Origin of the sequence: Fibrobacter sp. UWB12 (genome assembly GCF_900142485.1) — a bacterium.
GTDB lineage: Bacteria > Fibrobacterota > Fibrobacteria > Fibrobacterales > Fibrobacteraceae > Fibrobacter.
In genome coordinates, this window is record NZ_FRAZ01000010.1 from 71,840 (window position 1) to 93,549 (window position 21,710).

Annotated in this window: 17 protein-coding genes; 7 read left to right on the forward strand and 10 right to left on the reverse strand. The window is 49.3% G+C overall.

Features of this window, described 5'->3' with window-relative positions:
* Window positions 1-154 precede the first annotated feature (154 nt).
* Entirely contained in the window at window positions 155-4,030 is a 3,876-nt protein-coding gene (locus BUA34_RS14075) for a fibro-slime domain-containing protein (protein ID WP_254794498.1), read from the reverse strand.
* 276 nt (window positions 4,031-4,306) lie between these two features.
* Between BUA34_RS14075 and pta the strand changes: the two genes are divergently transcribed.
* Window positions 4,307-5,710, forward strand: a complete 1,404-nt coding sequence (gene pta / locus BUA34_RS14080) for a phosphate acetyltransferase (protein WP_083579807.1) — start codon at window positions 4,307-4,309, stop codon at window positions 5,708-5,710.
* Window positions 5,711-6,076: 366 nt separating this feature from the next.
* On the opposite strand, the gene BUA34_RS14085 is transcribed toward pta, so the two are convergent.
* The 7 genes from BUA34_RS14085 to BUA34_RS14110 form a co-directional block, all read right to left on the reverse strand.
* Window positions 6,077-6,916 carry a hypothetical protein gene (locus BUA34_RS14085; protein WP_072830652.1) on the reverse strand — a complete coding sequence of 280 codons (840 nt, stop codon included), beginning with the start codon at window positions 6,914-6,916 and terminating at the stop codon, window positions 6,077-6,079.
* An 8-nt stretch (window positions 6,917-6,924) separates the two neighbouring features.
* On the reverse strand, window positions 6,925-7,068 hold the full coding sequence (locus BUA34_RS15960) for a hypothetical protein (RefSeq protein WP_015731986.1): 144 nt from the start codon (window positions 7,066-7,068) through the stop codon (window positions 6,925-6,927).
* Between the two features lie 21 nt (window positions 7,069-7,089).
* Entirely contained in the window at window positions 7,090-8,427 is a 1,338-nt protein-coding gene (locus BUA34_RS14090) for an ATP-dependent 6-phosphofructokinase (RefSeq protein WP_072830654.1), read from the reverse strand.
* Between the two features lie 155 nt (window positions 8,428-8,582).
* A complete protein-coding gene (locus BUA34_RS14095; protein ID WP_072830656.1) occupies window positions 8,583-10,502 on the reverse strand; it encodes a sensor histidine kinase in 1,920 nt (639 codons plus the stop codon).
* Entirely contained in the window at window positions 10,484-11,212 is a 729-nt protein-coding gene (locus tag BUA34_RS14100; protein WP_014546027.1) for a response regulator transcription factor, read from the reverse strand. Before BUA34_RS14100 ends, BUA34_RS14095 begins: the two co-directional genes overlap by 19 nt.
* 47 nt (window positions 11,213-11,259) lie before the next feature.
* Window positions 11,260-12,024, reverse strand: coding sequence for a hypothetical protein (locus tag BUA34_RS14105; RefSeq protein WP_072830658.1), 765 nt, complete (start codon window positions 12,022-12,024; stop codon window positions 11,260-11,262).
* A 107-nt stretch (window positions 12,025-12,131) separates the two neighbouring features.
* Window positions 12,132-13,532 (reverse strand): COG3014 family protein, encoded by a 1,401-nt coding sequence (locus BUA34_RS14110; RefSeq protein ID WP_139255957.1) that lies wholly within the window; start codon window positions 13,530-13,532, stop codon window positions 12,132-12,134.
* A gap of 6 nt (window positions 13,533-13,538) precedes the next feature.
* On the opposite strand from BUA34_RS14110, the gene BUA34_RS14115 reads away from it, so the two are divergent.
* Window positions 13,539-14,435, forward strand: coding sequence for a hypothetical protein (locus tag BUA34_RS14115; protein ID WP_139255958.1), 897 nt, complete (start codon window positions 13,539-13,541; stop codon window positions 14,433-14,435).
* Window positions 14,436-14,499: 64 nt separating this feature from the next.
* Here BUA34_RS14115 and BUA34_RS14120 read toward each other — a convergent pair whose 3' ends face one another.
* Window positions 14,500-15,108, reverse strand: a complete 609-nt coding sequence (locus tag BUA34_RS14120) for a penicillin-binding protein activator LpoB (protein WP_072830664.1) — start codon at window positions 15,106-15,108, stop codon at window positions 14,500-14,502.
* A 107-nt stretch (window positions 15,109-15,215) separates the two neighbouring features.
* Window positions 15,216-15,761, reverse strand: a complete 546-nt coding sequence (locus BUA34_RS14125) for a PEGA domain-containing protein (protein WP_072830666.1) — start codon at window positions 15,759-15,761, stop codon at window positions 15,216-15,218.
* 143 nt (window positions 15,762-15,904) lie between these two features.
* Between BUA34_RS14125 and BUA34_RS14130 the strand changes: the two genes are divergently transcribed.
* The 5 genes from BUA34_RS14130 to BUA34_RS14150 all read left to right on the forward strand — a co-directional run bounded on the left by BUA34_RS14130 (window position 15,905) and on the right by BUA34_RS14150 (window position 21,693).
* Window positions 15,905-17,680, forward strand: coding sequence for an ABC-ATPase domain-containing protein (locus BUA34_RS14130; protein WP_254794492.1), 1,776 nt, complete (start codon window positions 15,905-15,907; stop codon window positions 17,678-17,680).
* Window positions 17,681-17,786: 106 nt separating this feature from the next.
* Entirely contained in the window at window positions 17,787-19,169 is a 1,383-nt protein-coding gene (locus BUA34_RS14135; RefSeq protein ID WP_072830670.1) for a hypothetical protein, read from the forward strand.
* Between the two features lie 173 nt (window positions 19,170-19,342).
* Window positions 19,343-20,773, forward strand: coding sequence for a T9SS type A sorting domain-containing protein (locus BUA34_RS14140; protein WP_072830672.1), 1,431 nt, complete (start codon window positions 19,343-19,345; stop codon window positions 20,771-20,773).
* Between the two features lie 126 nt (window positions 20,774-20,899).
* Window positions 20,900-21,313 carry a hypothetical protein gene (locus tag BUA34_RS14145; RefSeq protein WP_254794493.1) on the forward strand — a complete coding sequence of 138 codons (414 nt, stop codon included), beginning with the start codon at window positions 20,900-20,902 and terminating at the stop codon, window positions 21,311-21,313.
* A 5-nt stretch (window positions 21,314-21,318) separates the two neighbouring features.
* Complete coding sequence (locus tag BUA34_RS14150; RefSeq protein WP_254794494.1) at window positions 21,319-21,693, forward strand: hypothetical protein; 375 nt, start codon at window positions 21,319-21,321, stop codon at window positions 21,691-21,693.
* The last annotated feature ends 17 nt before the right edge of the window (window positions 21,694-21,710 follow it).

The window sequence follows — 21,710 nt, forward strand, 5'->3', positions numbered from 1 at the left end:
TGCAACGCTGGGGTGAAAATTCCCCAGGGAGGGCGAAAAGTTCCGTTTTTTTGCGCAAAAATGTGTAAGAATGGCGAATTGCGTAAGAATGGCGTTTTGGGGTACAAAAAAGGCTCCCGAAGGAGCCTATTAAAATAGATTGCCTAGTTGCGAATTATGGATTCAGGTCAAAATCGATAACTGCAAGTTTGCCGTGGCGGAATCCCCAGAGGAAGTCCTGGGTGCGTTTGGTGATTCTCTTTCCGTTCACGATGAGGCGGATTTCGAGGCGTGCAATGTACACACCTGTGCCGGCAAGGCGGCCTTTCTTCGAGCGCATGTTCCAGGCGAGGTAAAGGTGCCCTTCGTTTCCGAGGCAGTTTTTGGCGCCGTCCTTCTTGAAAATATCGTCGTTGCAGGCAATTCGACCTTCATCGCTATTGACGAAATGACCCAGGCTGGTGTAGTAGATCGTCTTGTAGCTGAGTTCAGTCTTGTCGGCCATGGATTCGGCGATGGTCTTGATGTCTTCAGGAGTGCCATGCGTGTAGTTCTGCAGGTTATCCTTGGTCAAGAGCTCGTTCTTGTAGGCGTTGATGATGACATCGCTTACGCCGAACCTTTCCTTGGCTTCCTTGGGGGTGATCTCCTTCCGGTCCATCATGGAGATAATTGTTTCGAGCGTGACGGAGGTCGACGGGCTTCCGTTCTTGACGGCATTCTTATCTTCGTAGATGGTGTTTGTCTTTACGACTTTCGCAATTTCGCTGATTTCGTTTTCGACAAGCTCAGACATGTTCATGTCGCCGAGGTAGTGACCCTGGGTACCGTAAATTTCGCCGACCTGGGTTGCCGTAAGCGGCTTTTCGCTTTGAACAAGGATAGGAACCGTTGCAGAATCGCTGCGGACGATTTCCTTGGTCTTTTCGAAGTTGGGGGAGTTCTTGTCCATGGTGACGACTGGCGGGCTTGTCACGGTAATGCGCTGTTCACCCGTGATGCGTACCCATGGGTTCTTGACATGTGCCGGAGTGCCAACGAGATCGACTACGAGTCCGCCTTCGATGGGGGACTTGATGCGTATGGAATCGCCGACGATGGGAACGATGTCAGAAATACTCTTTTTGGAGAAGATGAGCTTCCAGCGGTTTGGCGGAGTCGTTGCCACGTAATCGGCTTCTTGAACAATCGTTGAAAGCGTGCCGCTGCCGTAGCTGCGGTAGCCGAACAAGCTGGAGCTAGCTGTTGCAGCGACAATGCCTTCGCTGAAGGTCAGTGTAAGCGTCGTCTTTCCGTCATCGGTGTACGAGATTTCGGCGGCCATAATGATGGGGCCGATGGCATCGTTGAGGGCTCCGTCTACAGAGAAGTTCGAGATGGTATGGTCTTCAGGATTCGTGTACGTGTAAAGTGCAGTGATTTTTCCGGCGTAAGGTTCAAGTGCGCCGCCCGTGGATATGGCAGGGCCAAATCCATCGCCTTCGGCGGTGAGCGAAAGCTCGCGGGCGCCTTCGGCATAGTTGATGCTTGCAGTTTCGTAATGCGTGAGCCCGAACGTGAACGAGATGGCGTTGAGCACGCTGTTGCCGCCAAGTGGCTTGTTGAAGCTGATCCAGACGCTGTCGCCGCGACCATCACCGTTTCTATCGTAGATGTATGCTGTTTCGATTTGCGGGACCGGCGGTTCTGCGATGTTGATGTTTGTCCAGTTGACGCTCTTGTTCTTTGCGACTGTCGAAGAAATCGTAAGAGTTCCGTTGATAACGGCTCCTGTCGCTTTCACGTAGAATGTGTTCTTGCCTTCGATAAGTACAAATTCGTTATTCGGGAGCGGAGAACCGACTGAATCGCAGGCGATGAGTTTCGGATCGTTTGTCGAAACTTGAACAGTCATACCGCTGTAGCTGTGGGCCCATTCTTCAACATAAGAAACATTGACGGGGTAGATACGGCCTGCCCAAAGTTTTTCGTTCTTGTTCATGTTGATGGGGAGCGTGTCGCTGCTGATGTTGCGGCTGACTTCGTTTCCGAGCGGTTTCCAGTACTTGTCGAGACAGAGCGTGTCTTGATTTACGATGTCGGCAATAAAGCAGTAGTTGGAGTCAATGATATCTGCAAATGCGAGGTTCGGAAGTTCCGTGGGCGGAATCGTGAAGTAAACGTCCTTGAATTCGTTCGGGTTGTTCTTGAGCGATACACGGACGTAGTAGGTTCCCGGCGGAAGAGTCTGCATGCGGGAAATCGTCGTCGTGTTGATGGTGAGCATCGTATAATCGTTTGTAATCGTGATGCCGCCGTAGTATGCGGTATCGAGCTTGCCTAAGGCAACTCCTGTCATCGGGAGGCTCTTTCCGAACAACGTAAAGTTAGACGGGCCGCGTTCCGTACGCTTTTGTTCCGAGTTTGCGGAGAAGTCGCAAGCGAGTGTCTTTTCGCGGATGTTCTGCCATACTTCTTTCTTGATGAGCGTCGTATCCGTAGAGAGGTTCGTGAGGAACATGCTGGATTCGACCTTCAAGTCGATGGATGTACGCATCATGAAGTTGGACTGGGTGCGCTTGCGTTCGGCATAGAAAATGTGGAACGGATAGGTTTCGCCCGGCGTAAGTCCGAGGTCGTCCAAGTTAACGGATTTCTTGACTTTTCTATGTTGTCCGCCAATATCGACAACGAGTTTGTTGTTGATGAACACCCACACGTCATCGTCGCCATTGAATTCAAAGTATTGGCCTTTCACATAAACGAATTCCGCTTGAATCTTCATCGCAAAGCCATAGTTGTGATGGCCCGGAACATCGTTTCCGCCGCTGATAGAATCGTAATACGGGTTTTCGATTGTCTGTGCTGCATCGAGCCAGCGGAAATCGTCGAGCAAGAAAAGACCGTGTTCGGGACTTTCGTCATCCTTTTGACCAAGCCAGAAACCGTCATCCGTGAGCGTGAGTTCAAGGTCACGGCATGTGACGTTTGTATAAGCGTTCACACCGTCATTGTAGATAACTTCGGGGAGGAACCAGTTGTTGAGGTGCGAGGAATTCTTGCAGCCGCTGGGGAAGTTCTTTGCCATCACAGGGACGCCGTTGATGCCGAGTTGCTTTTCGACCATGCCTGTCATCGGGGAACCTTCGCAACCGCCTTGACCAAAGTCTTCACTTGTGCCGATGCCATACATGGGAGTGCCTCGCATGTCAAAGCCTGTGCGGCCTGCACCGGACTTGTGGTTGTAGAGGCCGTCCTTTGAACCATCGGAATTCACGGAACCGTCGTACCAGTCGAACATCATCACGGGGAGGATTTTCGGGAGGCATTCGCCAAGAACGCCCGGATATTGAACGTGAACTTCGGGTGCACCATATTGGTAGGCGACGACCCAGATTGTATCGCTAACAGCGAGTGCGGAATCGAGTAATAGCGGGACGAGGGCTGAATCACCATCAACGGCGCCATCGGCTCCAACATAAGTTGTACCGATGGTCTGCTTGAAGTAGACCCATGCGCTGTCGGCGGGCTTTGTAACCTTGCTTTCGAACCAACCGCAATACGGGGATCCCACTGCGCTCATGTAGTTTTCCATGCCGTTCAGGAACATGATGGCATTGGTGTTGGTCCATGGAGTCAAAAAGCGGATGTGTTTCTTAGGCTTGACCGCGACCACCGGTTTAGTGTCGGAAATCGTCAACGTTTTGTCATCGTTGATGACAATCCAGATTTCCATCTTGTTGTAAATGTATTTTCCGTCCTGGATGGAGTTTTCCCTGTACTGGGGGAATAGTTGTCCAAGGAGAGGCTTGTTGTCGGGACTTAAGTCTGTATGGCATGTGTTGCCGTTACAGCCTACCCCGAATTGCAGGTGGCGGACGTCTTTTTTGCCGTTTGCCAGGCGTTCGTCGGTGAATTCGATGGTAAACGTGCCGTCGTCGCCCTTTTCAAGGGATTTGTACACGAAATTGCTTTCGTTGTCGGCATAGTATAAGACATTGCCGTCGTAAATGATGTGTGCAACTGCAACCGTCTGCGCAAGCGCACAGGCACAGAATACCGCCAAACACACCAAACTCCTGGAAATTAGCCCACTGATCCTCATCCGTGACTCCTAATATTTAAGTCCCCCCTCCTATTCCACAGTTTTTTCCCATACACTTTGCGTAAAAAATAGTAATAAAGTATTGTGGTCTAGGGTTAAAGGATATAAAAGCAGTCGGTTTTTGCGTAATAAAAATGAAAGTTTCTATTCGAGGTTTTATTATGAAGTTTTTTTCATAAAAAGGGTGCTAGATTGGGTCTAAAATCCTACTTTTACACTTGTAAATTCAAAATGGAGAAAAAAATGAATCGTGTTTACCTAGTTGCCACGGCTGCCTCCAAGATGGAAGCCAAAGTCCAGGAAATTGTCGACGCAGTAACGAAGGCTGGCCTCATCGCCGCTGTCTACAAGCCGCTCAGTGTTATCAATGCCGCTGATAGCGTGGAAGAAATCAAGGCAGGCAAGTCTGCTGTTCTCATGGAAAAGATTTGCGCTGATTTCCTTGCCCAGAATTTCGATGCAGTCGATGCTGTTGTCGTAGAAGGTGCAATAGGCATGAACGATGTCATTGCTCACAAGTATAACGACGATCTTGCATCCGCTCTCGATGCCAAGATTTTTGCCGATGGCGAAGATGCTGAACTCTTCTGCCCGAAGCGTTTGCTCCGTTGCGAAAAGTGCCTCGCCGGCGATCTCGCAGCTCCGGCTGCCGAACGCCGCGTTAGCCAGGCCATGTTCCGCGCAAGCCTTCTCTCTAAGGCTTCCAAGTGCGTGAAGCGCATTGTGCTTCCGGAAGGTTCCGAACCGCGTACCGTGCAGGCTGCATGCCTTGCTGTCGAACGCAATATCGCTGTGCCGGTCCTCATCGGCAAGAAGGCTGATATCGAAGCTACTGCAAAGTCTGTAGGTGTAAAGCTCCCGGCCAACATCGAAATCATCGAGCCGAACGCCGAACTTGCTGAAAAGTATGTGCCGACTCTCGTGGAACTCCGCAAGGCTAAGGGCATGACTCCGGAATCTGCACGCGTTGCTCTTTCTGACAACGTAATGCTCGCTACGATGATGCTCAAGTTCGGTGAAGTGGACGGCCTCGTTTCCGGTGCCATCCACTCCACAGCGGATACGCTGCGCCCGGCTCTCCAGATTATCCGTACCGCTCCGGGTGTCAAGTCCGTGAGCTCTGTGTTCTTCATGTGCATGAAGGACAAGACATACATCTACGGTGACTGCGCTATCAACCTGAACCCGCTCGCCGAAGAACTCGCCGATATCGCTCTCCAGTGCGATGACACTGCAAAGGCTTTCGGCCTTCCGAGCCGTGTTGCTATGCTTTCTTACAGCACCATCAATTCCGGCAAGGGTCCGGATGCTGACCTCGTCGTGGCTGCTACTGCTGCTGCAAAGGCTGCCCGCCCGGAAATGCTCGTCGATGGCCCGCTCCAGTACGATGCTGCTACCGTTCCGAGTGTTGGTGCCCTCAAGGCCCCGAATAGCCCGGTCGCTGGCAAGGCTACCGTGTTCGTGTTCCCGGACCTCTCTGCCGGTAACATCGGCTACAAGGCTGTACAGCGCTCTGCCCATGGCACGATCGCTATCGGCCCGATGCTCCAGGGTCTCGCCAAGCCGGTGAACGACCTTTCCCGCGGCGCCCTCGTTGAAGACATCGTCTACACGATCGCTCTCACCGCCGTTCAGGCTCAGAAATAAGACCGTTCGGCTCTATGTGAGGTATAACCTCCGACTTCGCCTCACTCTCGCCGCCATGCCTCGTTGATACGAGGCACTTGTGGCTCACGGAAGACCGCTCGCGCTTAGATTCATGTAGAAATATGTGAGCAGCGCTCGCTCTCGCAAAAGCGTGCAAAACGAGTGTCGCAAAATTATGCTTGCATAATTTTATGACTGAGTGCAGCCGCGGACGCCAAAGGCGTCAACCGCGCCTCGTTAATACGAGGCGCTTGTTGCTCACGGAAGACCGTTCGTGCTCTGCATTTGTCACCCCGGCCTCTGTGCCGGGGTCGCCATTACAAAAAAAACGGACTTTCAAAGTCCGTTTTTTTTGTTTATAAGAAATTATTTCTTCTTGTTCTTCGCTCTCAGCGCTTCGATTGCTTTTCGGATGTTTTCGCCATCTTCAAGATGCTTTGGCGAAAGTTTGTCCCTATGCTTGTAGTCAATCTTTTTCCAGAGCTCTTTCAAATGCCAGCGGGCGCGCTTGTCTTCAAGAATGTAACCGGGGCGCACGCCTGCATCAAGGCCTTGCACAATCAGTTCCACGGCGTCATCAAAGCGGTCTTGGTCATAGCGCAAGTCGGCAAGGAAGTAATAGTTGTAAATATCCTTGCGGTTCTTTTCAAGCGCCATTGTCAAGTATTTGTCTGCAAGCTTTTCATCGGGCCATGAAAGAATCAGCGGCACGTAGGGCAGTACAAAGTGCGCGCGTCCAAGAATCTGCCAGTCTTCGGCCTTGGTGGCGACATCGCGTACTTTCCCCGCAATGCCTTCCTTGATGGACGAAAATACGTTGCGTTCGGAGCCCCACATCGAAAGTGTCGAGGCGTAGACGTGTGCAATTTCTTTGTTCTTAGGGAATTTCTCGTAGGCGCTCTTGCTTGCATCCATCAGCGTGTCCAAATGGAGCTGGCGCTTCTTTTCGTCGAACTGCACAAATCTAAAGCAAAAGTATAGCGTCTTGACGTAGCCTTCTGTAGCTTGTTCCAAAACGGTGGAATCTTCCATCGCCTTGCGGTAATTCTCCTTCATCAATTTTGCATTCTTGGCGTCGGCTTTATCGCCATTGGCGCGCAGAGCACGTGCTGCATAGCAGGAATCCGCTATGTGCAAATACTCGTTTGCACTTGCGAAACAAATCGCAAGTAGCAATGCAAAAATAATGTTCCGCGTAATTCTCATGAATACGCTTAGACTTTCCAGTTCTGCAATAACTTGTTCACCGTGGCAATGCGAGTTTTTTCTTCGTCAGTGCCGTGGAATGTCTTGAACAGGAGATTGCGGTATTCCATGAGTGCGGTACGGATGATGACTTTTTCTTCTTTTTTGAGCATGGTGATAAAATAATTAAAGGATTACTTGCTGCGTTTGCCCTTGCCGGAGAAATAGTCCTGCTGGCGTGTGATACCGAGAACGGCATGCCACAGGGGGCCATTGGGGTTGATTTTCTTGCGTTCGCTGACGGCGTATTCTATAGGCACGTGCGAGAATACGTTGTTCATGCTGCCAACGACCATGTCCGTCTTGCCTGCCATGCCTGCATGTACTGCGTTTTCTGCGAGCTGGAAGCAGAAAATGGCGTCTGTGCCCTTGGCGGGGATGCTACGCACCGTGTAGCTCGGGTCAAAGTACTTGATGTTGATTTCCTTGCCGACGCTATCGAAATGTTCCTTAATCTTGTGGGTCAGGAATTCACCGATATCGTTCTTCAGGATATTGCCGCTAGCGTCCCTGCGTTCTTCCTGGTTCTTGAAAAGTTCCTGTCCGGCGCCTTCGGCGACGGCGATGACGGCGTGAGTCTTGCCGCTGGCGTAACGGCTTTCGAGCGCCTTGAAAAGCCCGTCCAGCGTAAAGGGAACTTCGGGGACAAGGCAGATGTTCACAACGGTCGTTGCAAGCGATGCATACGCTGCGATAAAGCCGGAATCGCGGCCCATGAGTTTCACGAGGCCAAGGCCATTGAACGCGCCGTTTGCTTCGATATGGGCGCTAGTAATTACATCGGTCGCGCTGAGCACGGCGGTTTCAAAACCGAACGTCCTGTCGATCAAGTTCAAGTCGTTGTCAATTGTCTTCGGGATGCCGATAATCGAGATGGGCTGCTTACGCTTCTTGACTTCTTCTGCAATGGCGTGTGCGCCGCGGAGCGTTCCGTCGCCGCCGATGCAGAACAACACGTTGATGTTTAAGCGCATAAGCGTATCGACCATGATAGCCGGGTCCTGCATGCCGCGGGAGCTACCGAGAATCGTACCGCCGTCTTCCTGGATGGCATCGACCACGTCCGGGTCAAGCACAATGGGGGAGTAACCGTAATTCGGGTTCAGGCCACGGTAGCCGTACGGGATGCCGAAAATGTTCCTTACGCCATAGTCGAACCAGAGCACTTGTACAAGGCCCTTGATGACGTTGTTAAGGCCGGGGCAGAGGCCGCCGCAAGTGACGATACCTGCGCGCGTCCAAGCGGGGTCATGGAAAATTGTCTGTCGGGGGCCGGCCACTTCGAGGGACGGTACCGGGATACCCTTCGTCAAGTATTCAGAGATGAGATTGACGTCAGTGGTAAGGCTGACCTTGTCGTTTTCCGAAACGAAAGGAATGCCGTTCATCGGGGACTTGAGCGTGCCCTTGCCAACGGTTTCAATGGAAAGATCATAATCCGACGGATTCTTAATGATATCGTCCTGAGTCATACCGCGCCTCTTTGAATTTTAGAGTTTCCGCCTTGTGAACGGAATACATCAAAAAATATAGTAAACGAAAAAAAGCGAGTTGATGTTATTAAAGCTACTAGAATGTTCTGAAAATCTCTAGTACATCTTAACTATTCTAGTAACTAGTAACTTTATTAAATCGACAAGCTCGGGAAGTGTATTTTTGTACGGAGGCCGGGATTTGCATTTTCCAATTCAATGGTCATATTGCAAAGCGTGCAAAGTTTCTTGACCATCGAAAGACCAATGCCCGTGCCGCTTGTCTGTCTTGTCATTTCGTTTTCGACTCTGTAGAATTCCTGGAATACCTTCTTCATTTCGGAAGGCGGAATACCCGGACCGTAGTCGCGCACGGCGAGGTACATGTCGGTACCCTTGATTCTCAGTTCTACGTTGATCATCTTGTAATCGGCGTTCTTGGAGAACTTGAGCGAGTTGTCGACAAGGTTCATCAAAATCTGCATGATGGCATCGCGGTCAATCATGAGACTGATGTTGTCTGCATCCGTATCCGAAGAAACGGTGAGCTCAAAGCCTTGCTTTTCGACGTTCTTGCTGTAAGTGGAGATAAAGTCATCCAGGACTTGCTTTGGCTTGTCCATGCGGAGCTGTACATTCCAGCGGTTTCCATCGAGCTTTGAAAGGTTCAGCACGTTTTGAATGAGTCGTGAAAGTCGGTCGGCTTCGCTTGCAATTTGTCCGTAATACTTCTGTTTCTTTTCTTCGCTCGCGACCCAAGAATTCTGCAGCAGTTCCGCATACATCTTGATGGCTGTTAGCGGTGTCTTGAGTTCGTGCGTAATGGCAGAGACAAAGTCTTGGCGTTTGGCGGCAAGCTTCACGCGGCTCTGTGTCACATGGTAAATCGAAATCAAACCGATAGCGAGCACGGCAAGCATCAAGAATCCGATGAAGAATACGAATTCACCGCCGGGGGCGCGTTGCGTCGTGTACATCTTGAAGGTAATATCCGAGAGCGGTGCCTGCAACGTTTCAGAGAGAAGTTCCGTCGTGATGTTGTTGCGTTCGCCAAAGGCCACGAAAGCCTTGTTCTTGTGGAAGAATGCGAGCACGAGCGGATCTTGCTGGTTACCCTTTGTGACGCCCTTGTATTTTTCGATTTCGTTTTTGACAAGGTTCGTGAGGTAAGCGCGGGCTTCTACGATAAAGCCTTGGATAAATACTTCGGGGCCGCGTCTAACAGTGCGGTGGAAAATGATGTAGTTCGAATCGACGATTGCCTGGAAAAAGTCAATTTCTGCTTCCATGGAGTGCGTAGCTTCGTTGTTGATCAAACGCACGAGGAGACCTGTTGTATCAAGCTTTGTAGATTCGACACCGAAAGCGAAATCGCCAGTTTCGGTAATGTGTTCGACGCGGGGCTTGTTAGTCTTCTTTTTCTTGCGTGTACTTGCAATGTCGAGGTCTTGCTTGTAAATCTGGTCGATGAGCCTGCTGTCGTTCTTTTGCGTCGAGTCGATGTTCTTTTCGGCGCTGCTCGAAGGCGTTACATTTGTTGTTGAAGAAATTGCAGAGAATCCCGAAGTGTTGAGAATCTTGCTTATTTTGTTACGAATCGCCAAGCGTTTTTCCCTATCGACCATAGGGATTTTTTCAAGGACGCCATCGGGAAGCACAGGCGTACTCAAGTTGCCGGACGGGTCAATCTGGAAATGCCCGATGAGGCCAATGTAATGGCTCCTCTGCGGAAATTCCGCAAGTTCGGACATGGTGATTTCTTCACCGCCAAATACAGGAACGGAGCGAATGAATCGGTAGTCGGCGTAAGAGCGCCTGTCTTCAATCGCTAGGTCTGCTGTAATGTTCTTGTTCAAATTCTGGAGCACAGAGAACGCATGTTCCTTGTAACCAAAGAGCGAAGACGTTTGCAACTGTGCGTAAGAATGGCTTAAAAGCATTATTACGGGAATCGCAATAACGATAAAAATCGCCACAAAAATGAGACGATCTTTAGAGGCAAGAATAAGGCTCCGAAGAGCCTTGTACTTGCTAGAGAGGTATGTTGAGAATTTATTTATACTGATTTCTCGCATTCTGGTGCCGAACGCATCTGGTAACCTTCACCGCGGAACGTGACGAGCAACTTCGGATGTGCCGGATCGTCTTCGATCTTCTTGCGGAGCTTGGTGATGTGGATGTCGACTGTACGGGTATCCACGGATTCGGCATTTTCGTAACCCCAGACCTTGCGGAGGAGTTCGGAACGCGGAATAGCATGGTCGCGGTTGTTCCAGAGGTATTCAAGAATTTCGATTTCCTTGCGGGTGAATGCAAGTTCTTCTGTACCGCGTACGCCCGTGTATTCACGGAAGTTCACGCGGAGGTTGCCTGCTACAAGCTTGCCTTCATTTTCCATTGTCTGGCGGCTACGGCGAAGCACTGCTTCGATACGTGCAAGGAGCATCGGAACGGAGAACGGCTTCGGGATGTAGTCGTCGGCGCCGAACTTGAGCCCGTTGATGATATCGTCATCGGAATTCTTTGCAGAAAGGATGATAATCGGGAGGCTCTTGTCCTTTTCGCGGATCTTGTCGCAAACGGTAAAGCCGTCCATGCCCGGAAGCATGAGGTCCAGAAGTACGAGTCCGTACTGTCCGGAAAGAGCTTCGGCAAGGCCGCTTTCGCCGTCAACAACGTGCTTGACGCGGTAACCGTTGAGCTCGCAGAGGTCTACGAGGCCTTCGGCAATGGCAATTTCATCTTCGATGATGAGGATGTTCGTGCTGCTTGTATTTTGAGTCATTCTTGGATACCTACTCTCTTCTAACCAACTTTTTTTAATCTACAAAATTAAAGGGCAAAACCGCCACCGATTTCGAATGCAAAATTACCGGCGTCGATGTCGCTATCGTAGTCACCGCCGAGATAGCACTTGACGTTTGCATAAGCTGCAATCGGGATAATCGGGAGCTTGAAGCGGACACCGGCGAGCAAGTGGATACCGATGCTCTTGGTGAGGCCTTCGTCTTTGGCGTAGTCGACAACCTTGTCCTTAAGTGCCTTTACGAATTCGTCTTCGTCTGCAGGATAGTTGCCATCTGCAAATGCCTTGTCCATCACGTTTTCAACAAATGCCTTGTTCAAGACGAACGTGTTCCAGTGGATGGTGAGACCGCCACCGACATACGGACGGATCGGGAAAAGCGGGATAGAGAACGGCTTTGTGACGGAGAGGTCTGCGTTCATGGCGATGTACTTCGGAGTTGCCTTGGCAAACGGGGTACCGCCGAGTTCAATTTCGAGAGGAATCTTGCGTGCGTCTTCGCCTTCACCTACCCAGAGTGCTGCATTGTAAGATGCAAACTGGATGTTGAAAGTGGCTTCGATATCGACGAACGGGAGAACATCGACCCATGCCTTGAAACCGAAACCCTGGATGTAGTCGAAGCTACCGTGGCTAAAGCCGATTTTGCCGTCGGTTCCCTTGATGTCTGCTCTTTGAGCTTCTTTAAGGGTGGTTCCAACTGCCGGGGTGTAGTGGGCGCCAATACCTGCAATAGCAAAGGACTGGGTGGCAAGCAAAGCTGCTGCTGCGAAAATAAGTTTGAAATTCATTGATTATTGCTCCTAGGATTGTTTTTTCTTGAAACTAAATAATTATTTAGAAAAATGGAGTTTACAATTTAGAAAATGGTGCTTTTTCGCCTATTTTATGTCTTTTTTTACTTGATTGCAGGTACAAAGATGAACTTCTTTTCGCCTTTTTTCACGTCAACATTGCCGAATTTGAAAATGTTGACCGTGTTTCCTTCGCTTCCTTCGGCGGCCACAGTGACTTCGTGTGAACCGGGTTCGACCGGGATTCGCGTCATCTGGAAGGAGTTCGGCAAAAAGAGTGCAATACGCAAATCGGCCTTTTCGAGCTGGTCTTGAGCAATATCCGTACCGATACTTGTAAAGAGGTTTAACAAGGCGTTGTCCGACTTCAAGGCTTTCTTGGCTGCCTGTGAAGCGATTGTGCGGAGGACGACGCGGATGGCTGTACGGGTCATGGTGTTCGCAAAGTCATCCTTGAGGTTCATTTCGAGTTCCTTGTCGATAGCCATTACCTTTTCGGGGCGGATTCCGGACTGGTTGTCTACGGATACGTTAAAGCGGTGGACTAGGCTTCTGAAAGAATGGGCTTCGGGGAGAGCTAATGAAATGTGGAATGTTTCGCCATTGCTTGCTCCTGCAACGGGCGGTGCGCCTACGTTAGTGCTTACCATTTGGCCTGTCTTTCCATCTTTGTAGGAAAGGTTCAAAAGGCCTCCGTTTACATAAGTTCCCGACATGCGCAGTTCGTTTAGAATCGGGCCGTGTCCAGCGTAACCCACAACGATGATTTCTTGACCGAGGTCGTAGGCGGCTTTGGCCTTGGAAGTTTCGGTCGCCATATCGAGTCCGAGTGTCCTGATGTCGTCTTCGCGGTCTGTGCGCTTTAAGCTTTCGATAATAAACTGGCGAGCTTCTTTCGGGAGGTTCAGGATGTTTTCGTTGTAAGCCTTGACCGTCTTGTAGTAAGCGATGGCCGCTTCGTCGGGTTCACCGGCCATTTCGTAAACGATGGCGGTGAGGTAGCGCAAAAAGCCGTTGTCGTTTGTCTTGCCGTTGTCTTTTTGGTAGAGTTCTGTCATTGCCTTTTGGGCGCGGTTGACTTCGACCAAGGCTCCATCGACGTTCTTTTGTGCGAGGAAGTTCAATATCTGCAATTCATGGAGCACAAGCACTTCGAAGGGGCGAGCCCTGTACGGGCGGATGTTGTCGTTTGTGACAATGGCTGCAGCTTCGTTTGTTACGGAGTGGGTGTAGAGGTCATCGTAAATCTTTTCGGCCTTTTCCAAATTGGCGGCGCTTTCTTGATAGTTCCCGCTGTAGTGGTAGAGAACGCCCAAGTCAAAGTAATAGAGAAATTCGGTCTTTTCGCCGTAAAGGTCTTCTTGCTGTTTCTTGACTTCGTTAATAGTCGCTTCGTAGCCTTTGTGTTCAAAAACAGGGGCGAGAGCCTCGTAACGCGTCATGGACTTGTTCGCACAGCCGGAAAAAAGTAAAACTGCCGAAAGGATTAATAGGAGTCTTTTCATAATCTTATGCGAATTTGTTGTTTATTGTTAAATCTACAAAAAAAATATTATGGTATTCTTTTTTTTAAAGATTATATGAAGAAAAGGGGATTTATAGAAAAAAAGTTTTTTGCTATCTTCGTCAATATGATGAATAAACGAGTTGTTTTGAGCAGTTTGCTTACGGTGTTTCTGTTGGCCTTTGTTGCATGCAAGCCTTCAGAAATTAAACCTAAAGTCAAGATTGAATATATGAAAATGGCCGAATGGCCTGGATTTTTATTAAAAGATGCTGTTGAGTGGTATGTGACGGATGCCGTGTGGACTGTCAACGATTCTCACTCTGTCGATGTTTCGGGGAAAGCTCTTTTTCGAGATAGTTTGGTTAATATTGTAATTCAAGCCCTGTTGCCTGCAAATGATTCCCTTTGGGCTTTAAAAATGTTTATTGATGGGCGTGCCGCAGATTCTTCAGAAACAGAGAACATATACGATAATATGGCTCGTGGTGTCGCGAATGCTTTGTACCAATCCATACGTGAAGGTATGACCGATTCCAATTTGACGAAACAGGAACTAAGTCCATTTGCAAAGTCTAGTCTTGCAATGGCAATGCAAAATTGTAAGAGTTATATCTCTGAACCTGAATCCTTTAAAAAAATGGAACCAATAAAACAGAGCGAAAGAGTTTTGCATTTATCGGAATGTGTAATAAACAACACCTCGAATAAGGAAGTTATTGGTTTTTATGCGAGATCTTTGAAAACAGCTAGATTGGGTTTTGCTGCTACTTATGCGCCTAAGAAGACTTCTTTTTATTTAGATGAATTAATCGCAGCCGATTCTTCTATGATGAAACTTTATGGGCTAAAAAATGAGAATGGGGTTTTGAAAAGGGAAGAATCTGAAATCCCCCAAAAATAAGCCCGACAAAGTCGGGCACTTTCTTATCTAAGCTTTGCTAACTATGTTCTGCCAACTATTCAGACTAGAACTTCACGCTGCTTTTAGCTACGTACTTCTTGATCTTCTTGTCGCCAAGCCAAACCTTGCGGTGGCTCTGGATATCGGTAAGTTCCATGTCGATCTGGTAGAAGACCACCTGTTCGCCGCCTTCCTGGTCAATGACGGAGTTGATGGATCCGGTAAGCATGAGGTCAGCACCGATTTCCATGCCGGCATCTTTCTGGGTTTCTTCGGTGACGTTGCCCTGCTGGTCTGCAAGTTCGTCGCGGAGGTCGGCGCGTTCGTTGGAGTTTGCTACGAATTCAGCCTTGCCGGAATTGATGAGGGCGCGTTCGATATCCTTGATGAACGTTTCAACACGGATATGTTCGTGGCTCTTGTTGCGGACTTTGCCAATCACGATAGTCGGTACGGAACCCTTCTGGGCGGAGAACTGGCTATACCACGGACGACCGAGGCAGTCGTTGATCATTTCTTCGGCGACAAGGCGAGAATCGGTATCGTTCCAGCTGCCAGAGAGGTCGGTAACAGAGTTTGCATCGAGGCGGGTTACTTTTTTGCCACCGTCACTAGCGCAACCAGAGAGGAAAGCAAGGCCTGCGCAGAGGGCGAAAATCCAAATTTTTGACATTTTTTTCTCCTAGATTGGAAACATTATGTTATAAACATACAAAAAAAAACATAAAAAAAACTCCCCAAACGGGGAGTTCTTTGAAAAAAGTCGCGTTTTCGTGCGAATTAGCGTTTCTTCTTCTTGGAGCCGGTTGTAGCGTCAAGATTGACTTCAACGGTTTCTTCGCCCTTGACGGTCACGAGTGCTTCTGCGCTCTTGCGGTTGCTGCACTGTGCGCGGACCATGTGGTCACCAGCGTCAAGGTTGTGGACAACGAGTTCTGCACCGTCGGTCTTGTCTGCCTGTTCGCCATCAACGAAGATGAGGCAGCGCGGCGGATTCGTCGTGACCTTGATGTGGCCCTTCGGAATTTTGGTGCTGAAGTCGAAGTTGTTGCGGCTGTCCTTGCCCGGCCAAATGTTCACGCGCTTGTTCACGAGTTCAAAGCCCTGGTCAATAACGACGAGCGTCTGACGACCGGACTTGACTTGCATGTCTTTAATCGGGCTCTTGCCGAGAGGTTCACCGCCAAGGAACACGTCGCTGTTAGGCGGTTCGGTAATGATGTTGATGGTTGCGGCCTTGCCACGCGGAGGTGGATCTTCTTCGTCTGCAACGACGGTCGTAAAGAGGAATGCCATCATCAAGGCAAAAATATACAGCTTTTTCATGGGTTGTACTCCTGATTTGCATGTAAAAGAGTTAGTTCACCTCTAGAATTTAATTCTTTTTTTACAGGACAAATGTTAAAGTGCCGTAAAATGTGCGTAAATATTAGGTGTATAATTGGTCTAGTTTAACTACTTTTGTGTATATGAAAGCGCTTTATCAAAAAATTCGCAGTTTACAAGGGAAAAATTACGGGCTTTATAAATCCTTAGCCGACAGGACGTGGGATTTTGGTGACTTTGTGCTGGAATTCTTGCATGTGCAGGGTGACCCGTACGCACCGGCTTCGCGCGTGATGATCAAGGCTAGCTTGCTTATGCTTGGTTTCCCGAGCGAATGGGGTGGCTCTTTTGAACGCCGCCTTGCGCTGAGCGATTACCTTTACCGCAGGCTTTCATCACTTGTTCGTGAAAAGTACCCCGATAGGGATGCTGCGGTTGTTTTTGATACCGCTGGACCTGAAATGCTGGTGCGAAACGCACTGTGGGTCGATAACGGAGAATTGCGAGCCTGCTTGCAAGTGCGTTTGCCGGGCGATGGCCGCAAGATTCAGGCCGAAGCTGCTGCCGAAATTTTGACGATGGTGCTCCCGGACTTGGTGTCGGCTGCGCTTTACAATTCGGGTGAATCGAAGAAGGACGGCGTGGAGACCGAGCTTGTTGAACATTACCGCGTGCTTGCCGAGCGCAAGGAAATCTTGTCGCAGCTCGAAGAACGTGGACTTTGTGCGTTTGTGCCAGATGGTGCTGTGCTCCCGCGTGCATCGGGTTTGAGTGAACTCCCGATGGAAGGGGCTGTTCCGTTTACTGCTCCTGAAGAAATGGCGGTGACGCTTGTCGCAAATGGACGTGAAATTCGCGGCATGGGAATCCCGAAGGGAATCACGGTGATCTCGGGCGGGGCTTTCCATGGAAAATCGACATTGTTGCAGGCTTTGACGAAATCGGTTTACCCGCATATCCCAGGAGACGGTCGCGAAGGCATTGTCGTGAGCGAATCGGCGGTGCGCGTGGGCGTCGAAGATGGCCGCAGCGTGCGTGGCACGGACCTTTCGCAGTTTGTACGTGACCTGCCGGGTGGAATTTCGACAAAGAACTTTACGACTGCCTGTGCGTCGGGCTCGACGAGCGAGGCCGCAAACTTGATGGAAGCGATGGAAGCGGGGAGTGATGTCTTCTTGATTGACGAAGACTCTTCTGCGGTGAACTTCCTCATTCGCGATGTCCGTGTGCGTAAGCTTTTGGGCGATGACCGCGAACCGCTTATCCCGCTCACAGATCGCATCCGTGAAATCAAGGGCCGTAGCTTTATTCTGGTGGCGGGCGCCTGTGGAGACTTTTTGGACTTGGCGGACAACATCATCGTGATGGCGTCGTACAAGGCGGAATGTGCAAGAATCAATGGAAAGAATGTGGCGGCTGGACTCGGTGAAACTGGGAATGGTGCCGATAATGGCTTCGGTGATGCTGCTGGTGATGTCGCAAAAATCGTGCCGGGATTGCCTGCGTTTGTGGAACCTGAGTGTCGTGACTTTGCAGAATACGTGAAGCCGTTGCTCCCGTCACTCCGCCCTGCATCTGCTGTGGAACGCCAAGTGAAAGTGAAAATCTCAGGTGATACGTTATTGCAAATTGGTTTCCTTGTCTCGGATACGTCTAAGGCAGGTGCGCTTGTGGATAAGCAACAGCGATTCGGTGCTGGCTTTATGTTGTTAAATCTCTGCCAGAACGCCGCAAGCAATAACGATGTTAATGGTGAATCTGCGAAGGCGACGATTATGGAACGCATCAATGCGCTCTGCGAAAAAATCAAGAACGTCGGATTCCGCAATTTGCCGCAAGGCCTGAGTCGCGAAATGAGCTTGCCTCGTCCAATTGACATTGCCTGTGTACTTTACCGCTTGCGCGATAACGGAAGGTAAATTGTCCACACTCTTTTGCTTTTTTCGGTCCTGTTTACGTTATAATTGTTTATTTTCTGAAGAGCAATTTCTTATATAAACAGGATATAAAGTTTTGGGGTGTAAAATGAAAAATACAAGAGTTTTGCAAGTGCTAGGTGTTGCGCTAGCTTGCGCATGCGGCAGTGCTTTTGCAATTACGGCGAATCCGAACGTGAGTCTGGGCAAGAACCTCTACGTGGCGGGTGCTGTCAATTCCAACTGGAAACCAGAAGTTTATACCGATGGAACGCTTGACTTTAACCAGGTCGCGTCGGTGTCAGATTTTGCGCTGAATGTGGGCGAGGGCCCGACAAAACTGTTCATCACATGGGAAACTCGTGGCGATGAGGCTTGGGCAAGCGAAGAATTTGTGCATGCAGCGAGTTGCCAACATTCCTTTGCCGAAGGCGCAACTTTAAAGAACTTCAAGGTGATGACGTCGGCGAATACGACGAACGGCGTAGATGGCGATTGGGAAACAGTTGCCGAAGTGGGCGAGAGCGGTGTTACGTCCCGTGGGCTTGCGATCGATTTTGCAGGCAAGTCCTGGTTCCGCATCGTGGCTGAATCTCCGGTGAAAAATCTCGAAGAAGTCGGTGCTTACGACATCAGCAATGGCGGGGACGATACGTGGTTCTTCATGGGCACGAGCATCAGCCAGATGGGCATGAAGCAGTTCACCGTTGATTCAAATTTTGCGCAGTTGGTGCACGCACGTTTTTCGGATTACTACCCGGCGATGTTACGCGGTGGCATTGGTTGCGTTACGAGTCAGGGCGTTGTCGATGCACTCAAGTATTACGTGGAATACGTAGGGAACGTAAAGTTCTGGGCGATTGAAATGGGAACAAACGATGCATGGGGCGGCAGCAATGCGAATGTCGAAACGTTCACGAAGAACTTGCAGACGATTATCGATACGGCGAAAGCTCATGGCATTACTCCGATTATCGCTCGCATGATTGCGACGAATCCTGAAATTGCAAAGTGGCAGGTGCATCAGGATTACCTCGATGCCATTGACAAACTCACGTTTGATAACGAGCTTCCGAATGGCCCTGATTTCTATAATTACTTTTTGAAACATCCCGAAGAACTTTCTGCAAGCGATGGCGTACACCCGGCAGAGCCTAAGGGCGGACAGTCGATGCACCGTTTGTGGGCGGAGACGGTGGCGCCTTTGTACAAGGACGATCCTTGCGCTGGTTTGCCAGATGTTGTTGGCTGTGGCGGAACGTCTCTCCCGAAAATGCACAATGTGAATTTTGCAATGCCGCGCGTGAGCGTGAACGGTCGTGAAATCTCAATTTCCGGATTGCGCGAGAATGACCGCGTGACCATCATGGATGCCATGGGACACGTCGTATGGAACGGCTCAGCGGGATTTCCAAAAATGCCCGCAGGGAATTACTTTGTAAATATTAACGGTGCAAATAGCAATTACTCTACAAAGATATCCATTAAGTAAAAAATTGCTAACACTACTGTTTGGAGTATTCTATTTTGTGCCGAATTTCATCGATTTAAATGTCAAAAGGTGACGTGTGTCACCTTTTCTGATATGTCAAATTTCATACATTTTTTAAATTTACCCCATAATAACCTATTTTATAATTATTGGCGTGAAATATGGGGTGTGGTATGTCCTTGGATAAATTTACACATATGCTTTTAGGTGCTGCGCTTGGTTGCGCGGTCGCTTGTGGTAGTGCATTTGCTATTACGGCGAATCCTAATGTAAGCATAGGTAAGCCCCTTTATGTTGCGGGGGATGTGGCCAATTATTTAAATCCTTTGGCCTATACAGATGGTAAATTGGATTCTAACCAAATTACCATTGTGAATGATTTTGCATTGAATGTGGGAGTGGGTCCGAAAAAATTGTTCGTCACGTGGGATACTCGTGGTGACGAAGCATGGGCTAGCCAAGATTACGTGTATGCGCAGGGCTGCTTGCATAACGTTTCGATTGGTTCCACATTGCAGAATTTCAAGATCATGACGTCTGCAAATTCAACAAATGGTGTGGACGGCGATTGGCAGATTGCTGCTGAAATTGGCGAGAGTGGTGCGGCATCCCGTGGTATTGCCATTGATTTTGAAGGAATGTCTTGGTTCCGTATTTTGGCTTCGACTCCGGCAATTTATTTGGAAGAAGTCAGTGCGTATGACATTAGCGATGGCGGTGATGATACGTGGTTTTTCATGGGTACAAGTATTACCCAGATGGGGATGAAGCAGTTTGCTGTGGATTCGAACTTTTCGCAGTTGATTCATGCACGTTACCCAGATTATTATCCGGCAATGATTCGTGGCGGTATTGCTTGTGTTGCAAGCCAGGGTGTTGCCGATGCACTTAAGTATTATGCCGAATACGCTGGCAATGTCAAGTATTGGGCTATCGAAATGGGTACGAACGATGCTTGGGTCGGTAACGATTATACTGTCGAGCAGTTCACAAGAAACATGCAGATGATTATCGATACTGCAAAGGCTCATGGTATTACACCGATTATTGCTCGTATGATTGCTACCAATCCGGCATATTCCGGTTGGCAAGTTCCTCAGGAATTCTTGGATGCGATTGACAAGCTTGTCAAAGACAATAACTTGATGCCGGGTCCGGATTTCTACAACTTTTTCTTGGCTCATCCGGAACTTATTTCCGAAGACGGTGTACATCCGGCAAACCCGTTGGGTGGCCAGGCGATGCACCGCTTGTGGGCCGAAGCCGTGGCTCCGTTATACAAGAACAAGAAGGCGGAACCGGTTATTGGTTCAAAGGCTCCGGGAACTACTGCTATAACGGCTCCGAAAATGCATAAAATGCATGTTGCCATGCCGCAGGTGAAGGTCGATGGTCGTTCCATTTCGATTGCTCGTGTAAATGAACCGGTGACAGTGACGATTGTGGATTTGACGGGCCATATCGTGTGGAATGGTCGAGTCGGGCAATCTACTGAAGGCTCGTTGGAATCCTCGCATCTTTTAAGTGCGATACCTGCCGGGAATTACATTGTAAAGGTCCGTGGGGCAACGACCTCTTACAAGGTGAGAATTTCTATACGATAAATATTACGGAGCTCGGTGGAATCGCCGGGCTTTTTTGTTTGCGTTTTATCGTTAATTTTTGCTACATTGTCAAAAATTTTTAGTGACGTTATTTGTGAATTGCAGCCGTCGCCTTATATTACGGGTATGAACTTTTTGAAACCGATTATTTGTGTGTTGCTAGCACTTAGCCTTGTGGGTTGTGCCGTCAGCAAGAACCCGAACCCCATGATTCGTTATGGGGCGAATGCTGGTGCAACGATGGCGTTACCAGGGCTTGCTGGGGCTGCGGTTATTGCTGTGGTGGCTGGCGCTGCAGACGAAGATGATAAAGATAAAAGCTATATGAGCGATAGTGAAAAACAAAGACAAAAAGAACGCGATGATGCCTTTTTTGCTGCGTTTGGGGTATCGCTTGCTGTCGCTGGTGTAGGTTGCCTTGTTGGTGGTTTAATCGGTGGAACCGTTGGATTTATCAAGTGGATGATTAACGGTTTTGAAGACGACCATGATGCTGCATATTCCGATTTACCGGAAGATATTTTACCGCCGACTAAATGAGTTCTATGAAACTAATCATTTGCATGTTGCTTGTGCTGAGCCTTGTAGGTTGTTCTGTGAGCACGAACCCGAACCCCATGATTCGTTATGGTGCGAATACGGCTACGACTATGGCTGTTCCCGGTTGGTTCGTGGCTACGAATGGTAGCGGTAAGTTCCATGCAGTGGATGTAATGGATTTGCGCCTGTTTCCTCTCAAACTTGTTGCGCTTAGTGCTGCTGGGGTTGGTTTTGCAACCGGGGCTGTGCTCGGCGGAACTGTAGGCTTTTTCAAATGGATGATTAACGGATTTGAAAAAGATGACGTCTCTGATTATGGGACGTTGCCAGAAGAAATTTTACCGCCGACGCGGGATGATGAATACCATGGTCGGTTGTAGTCGGCGGGCTTGACAAG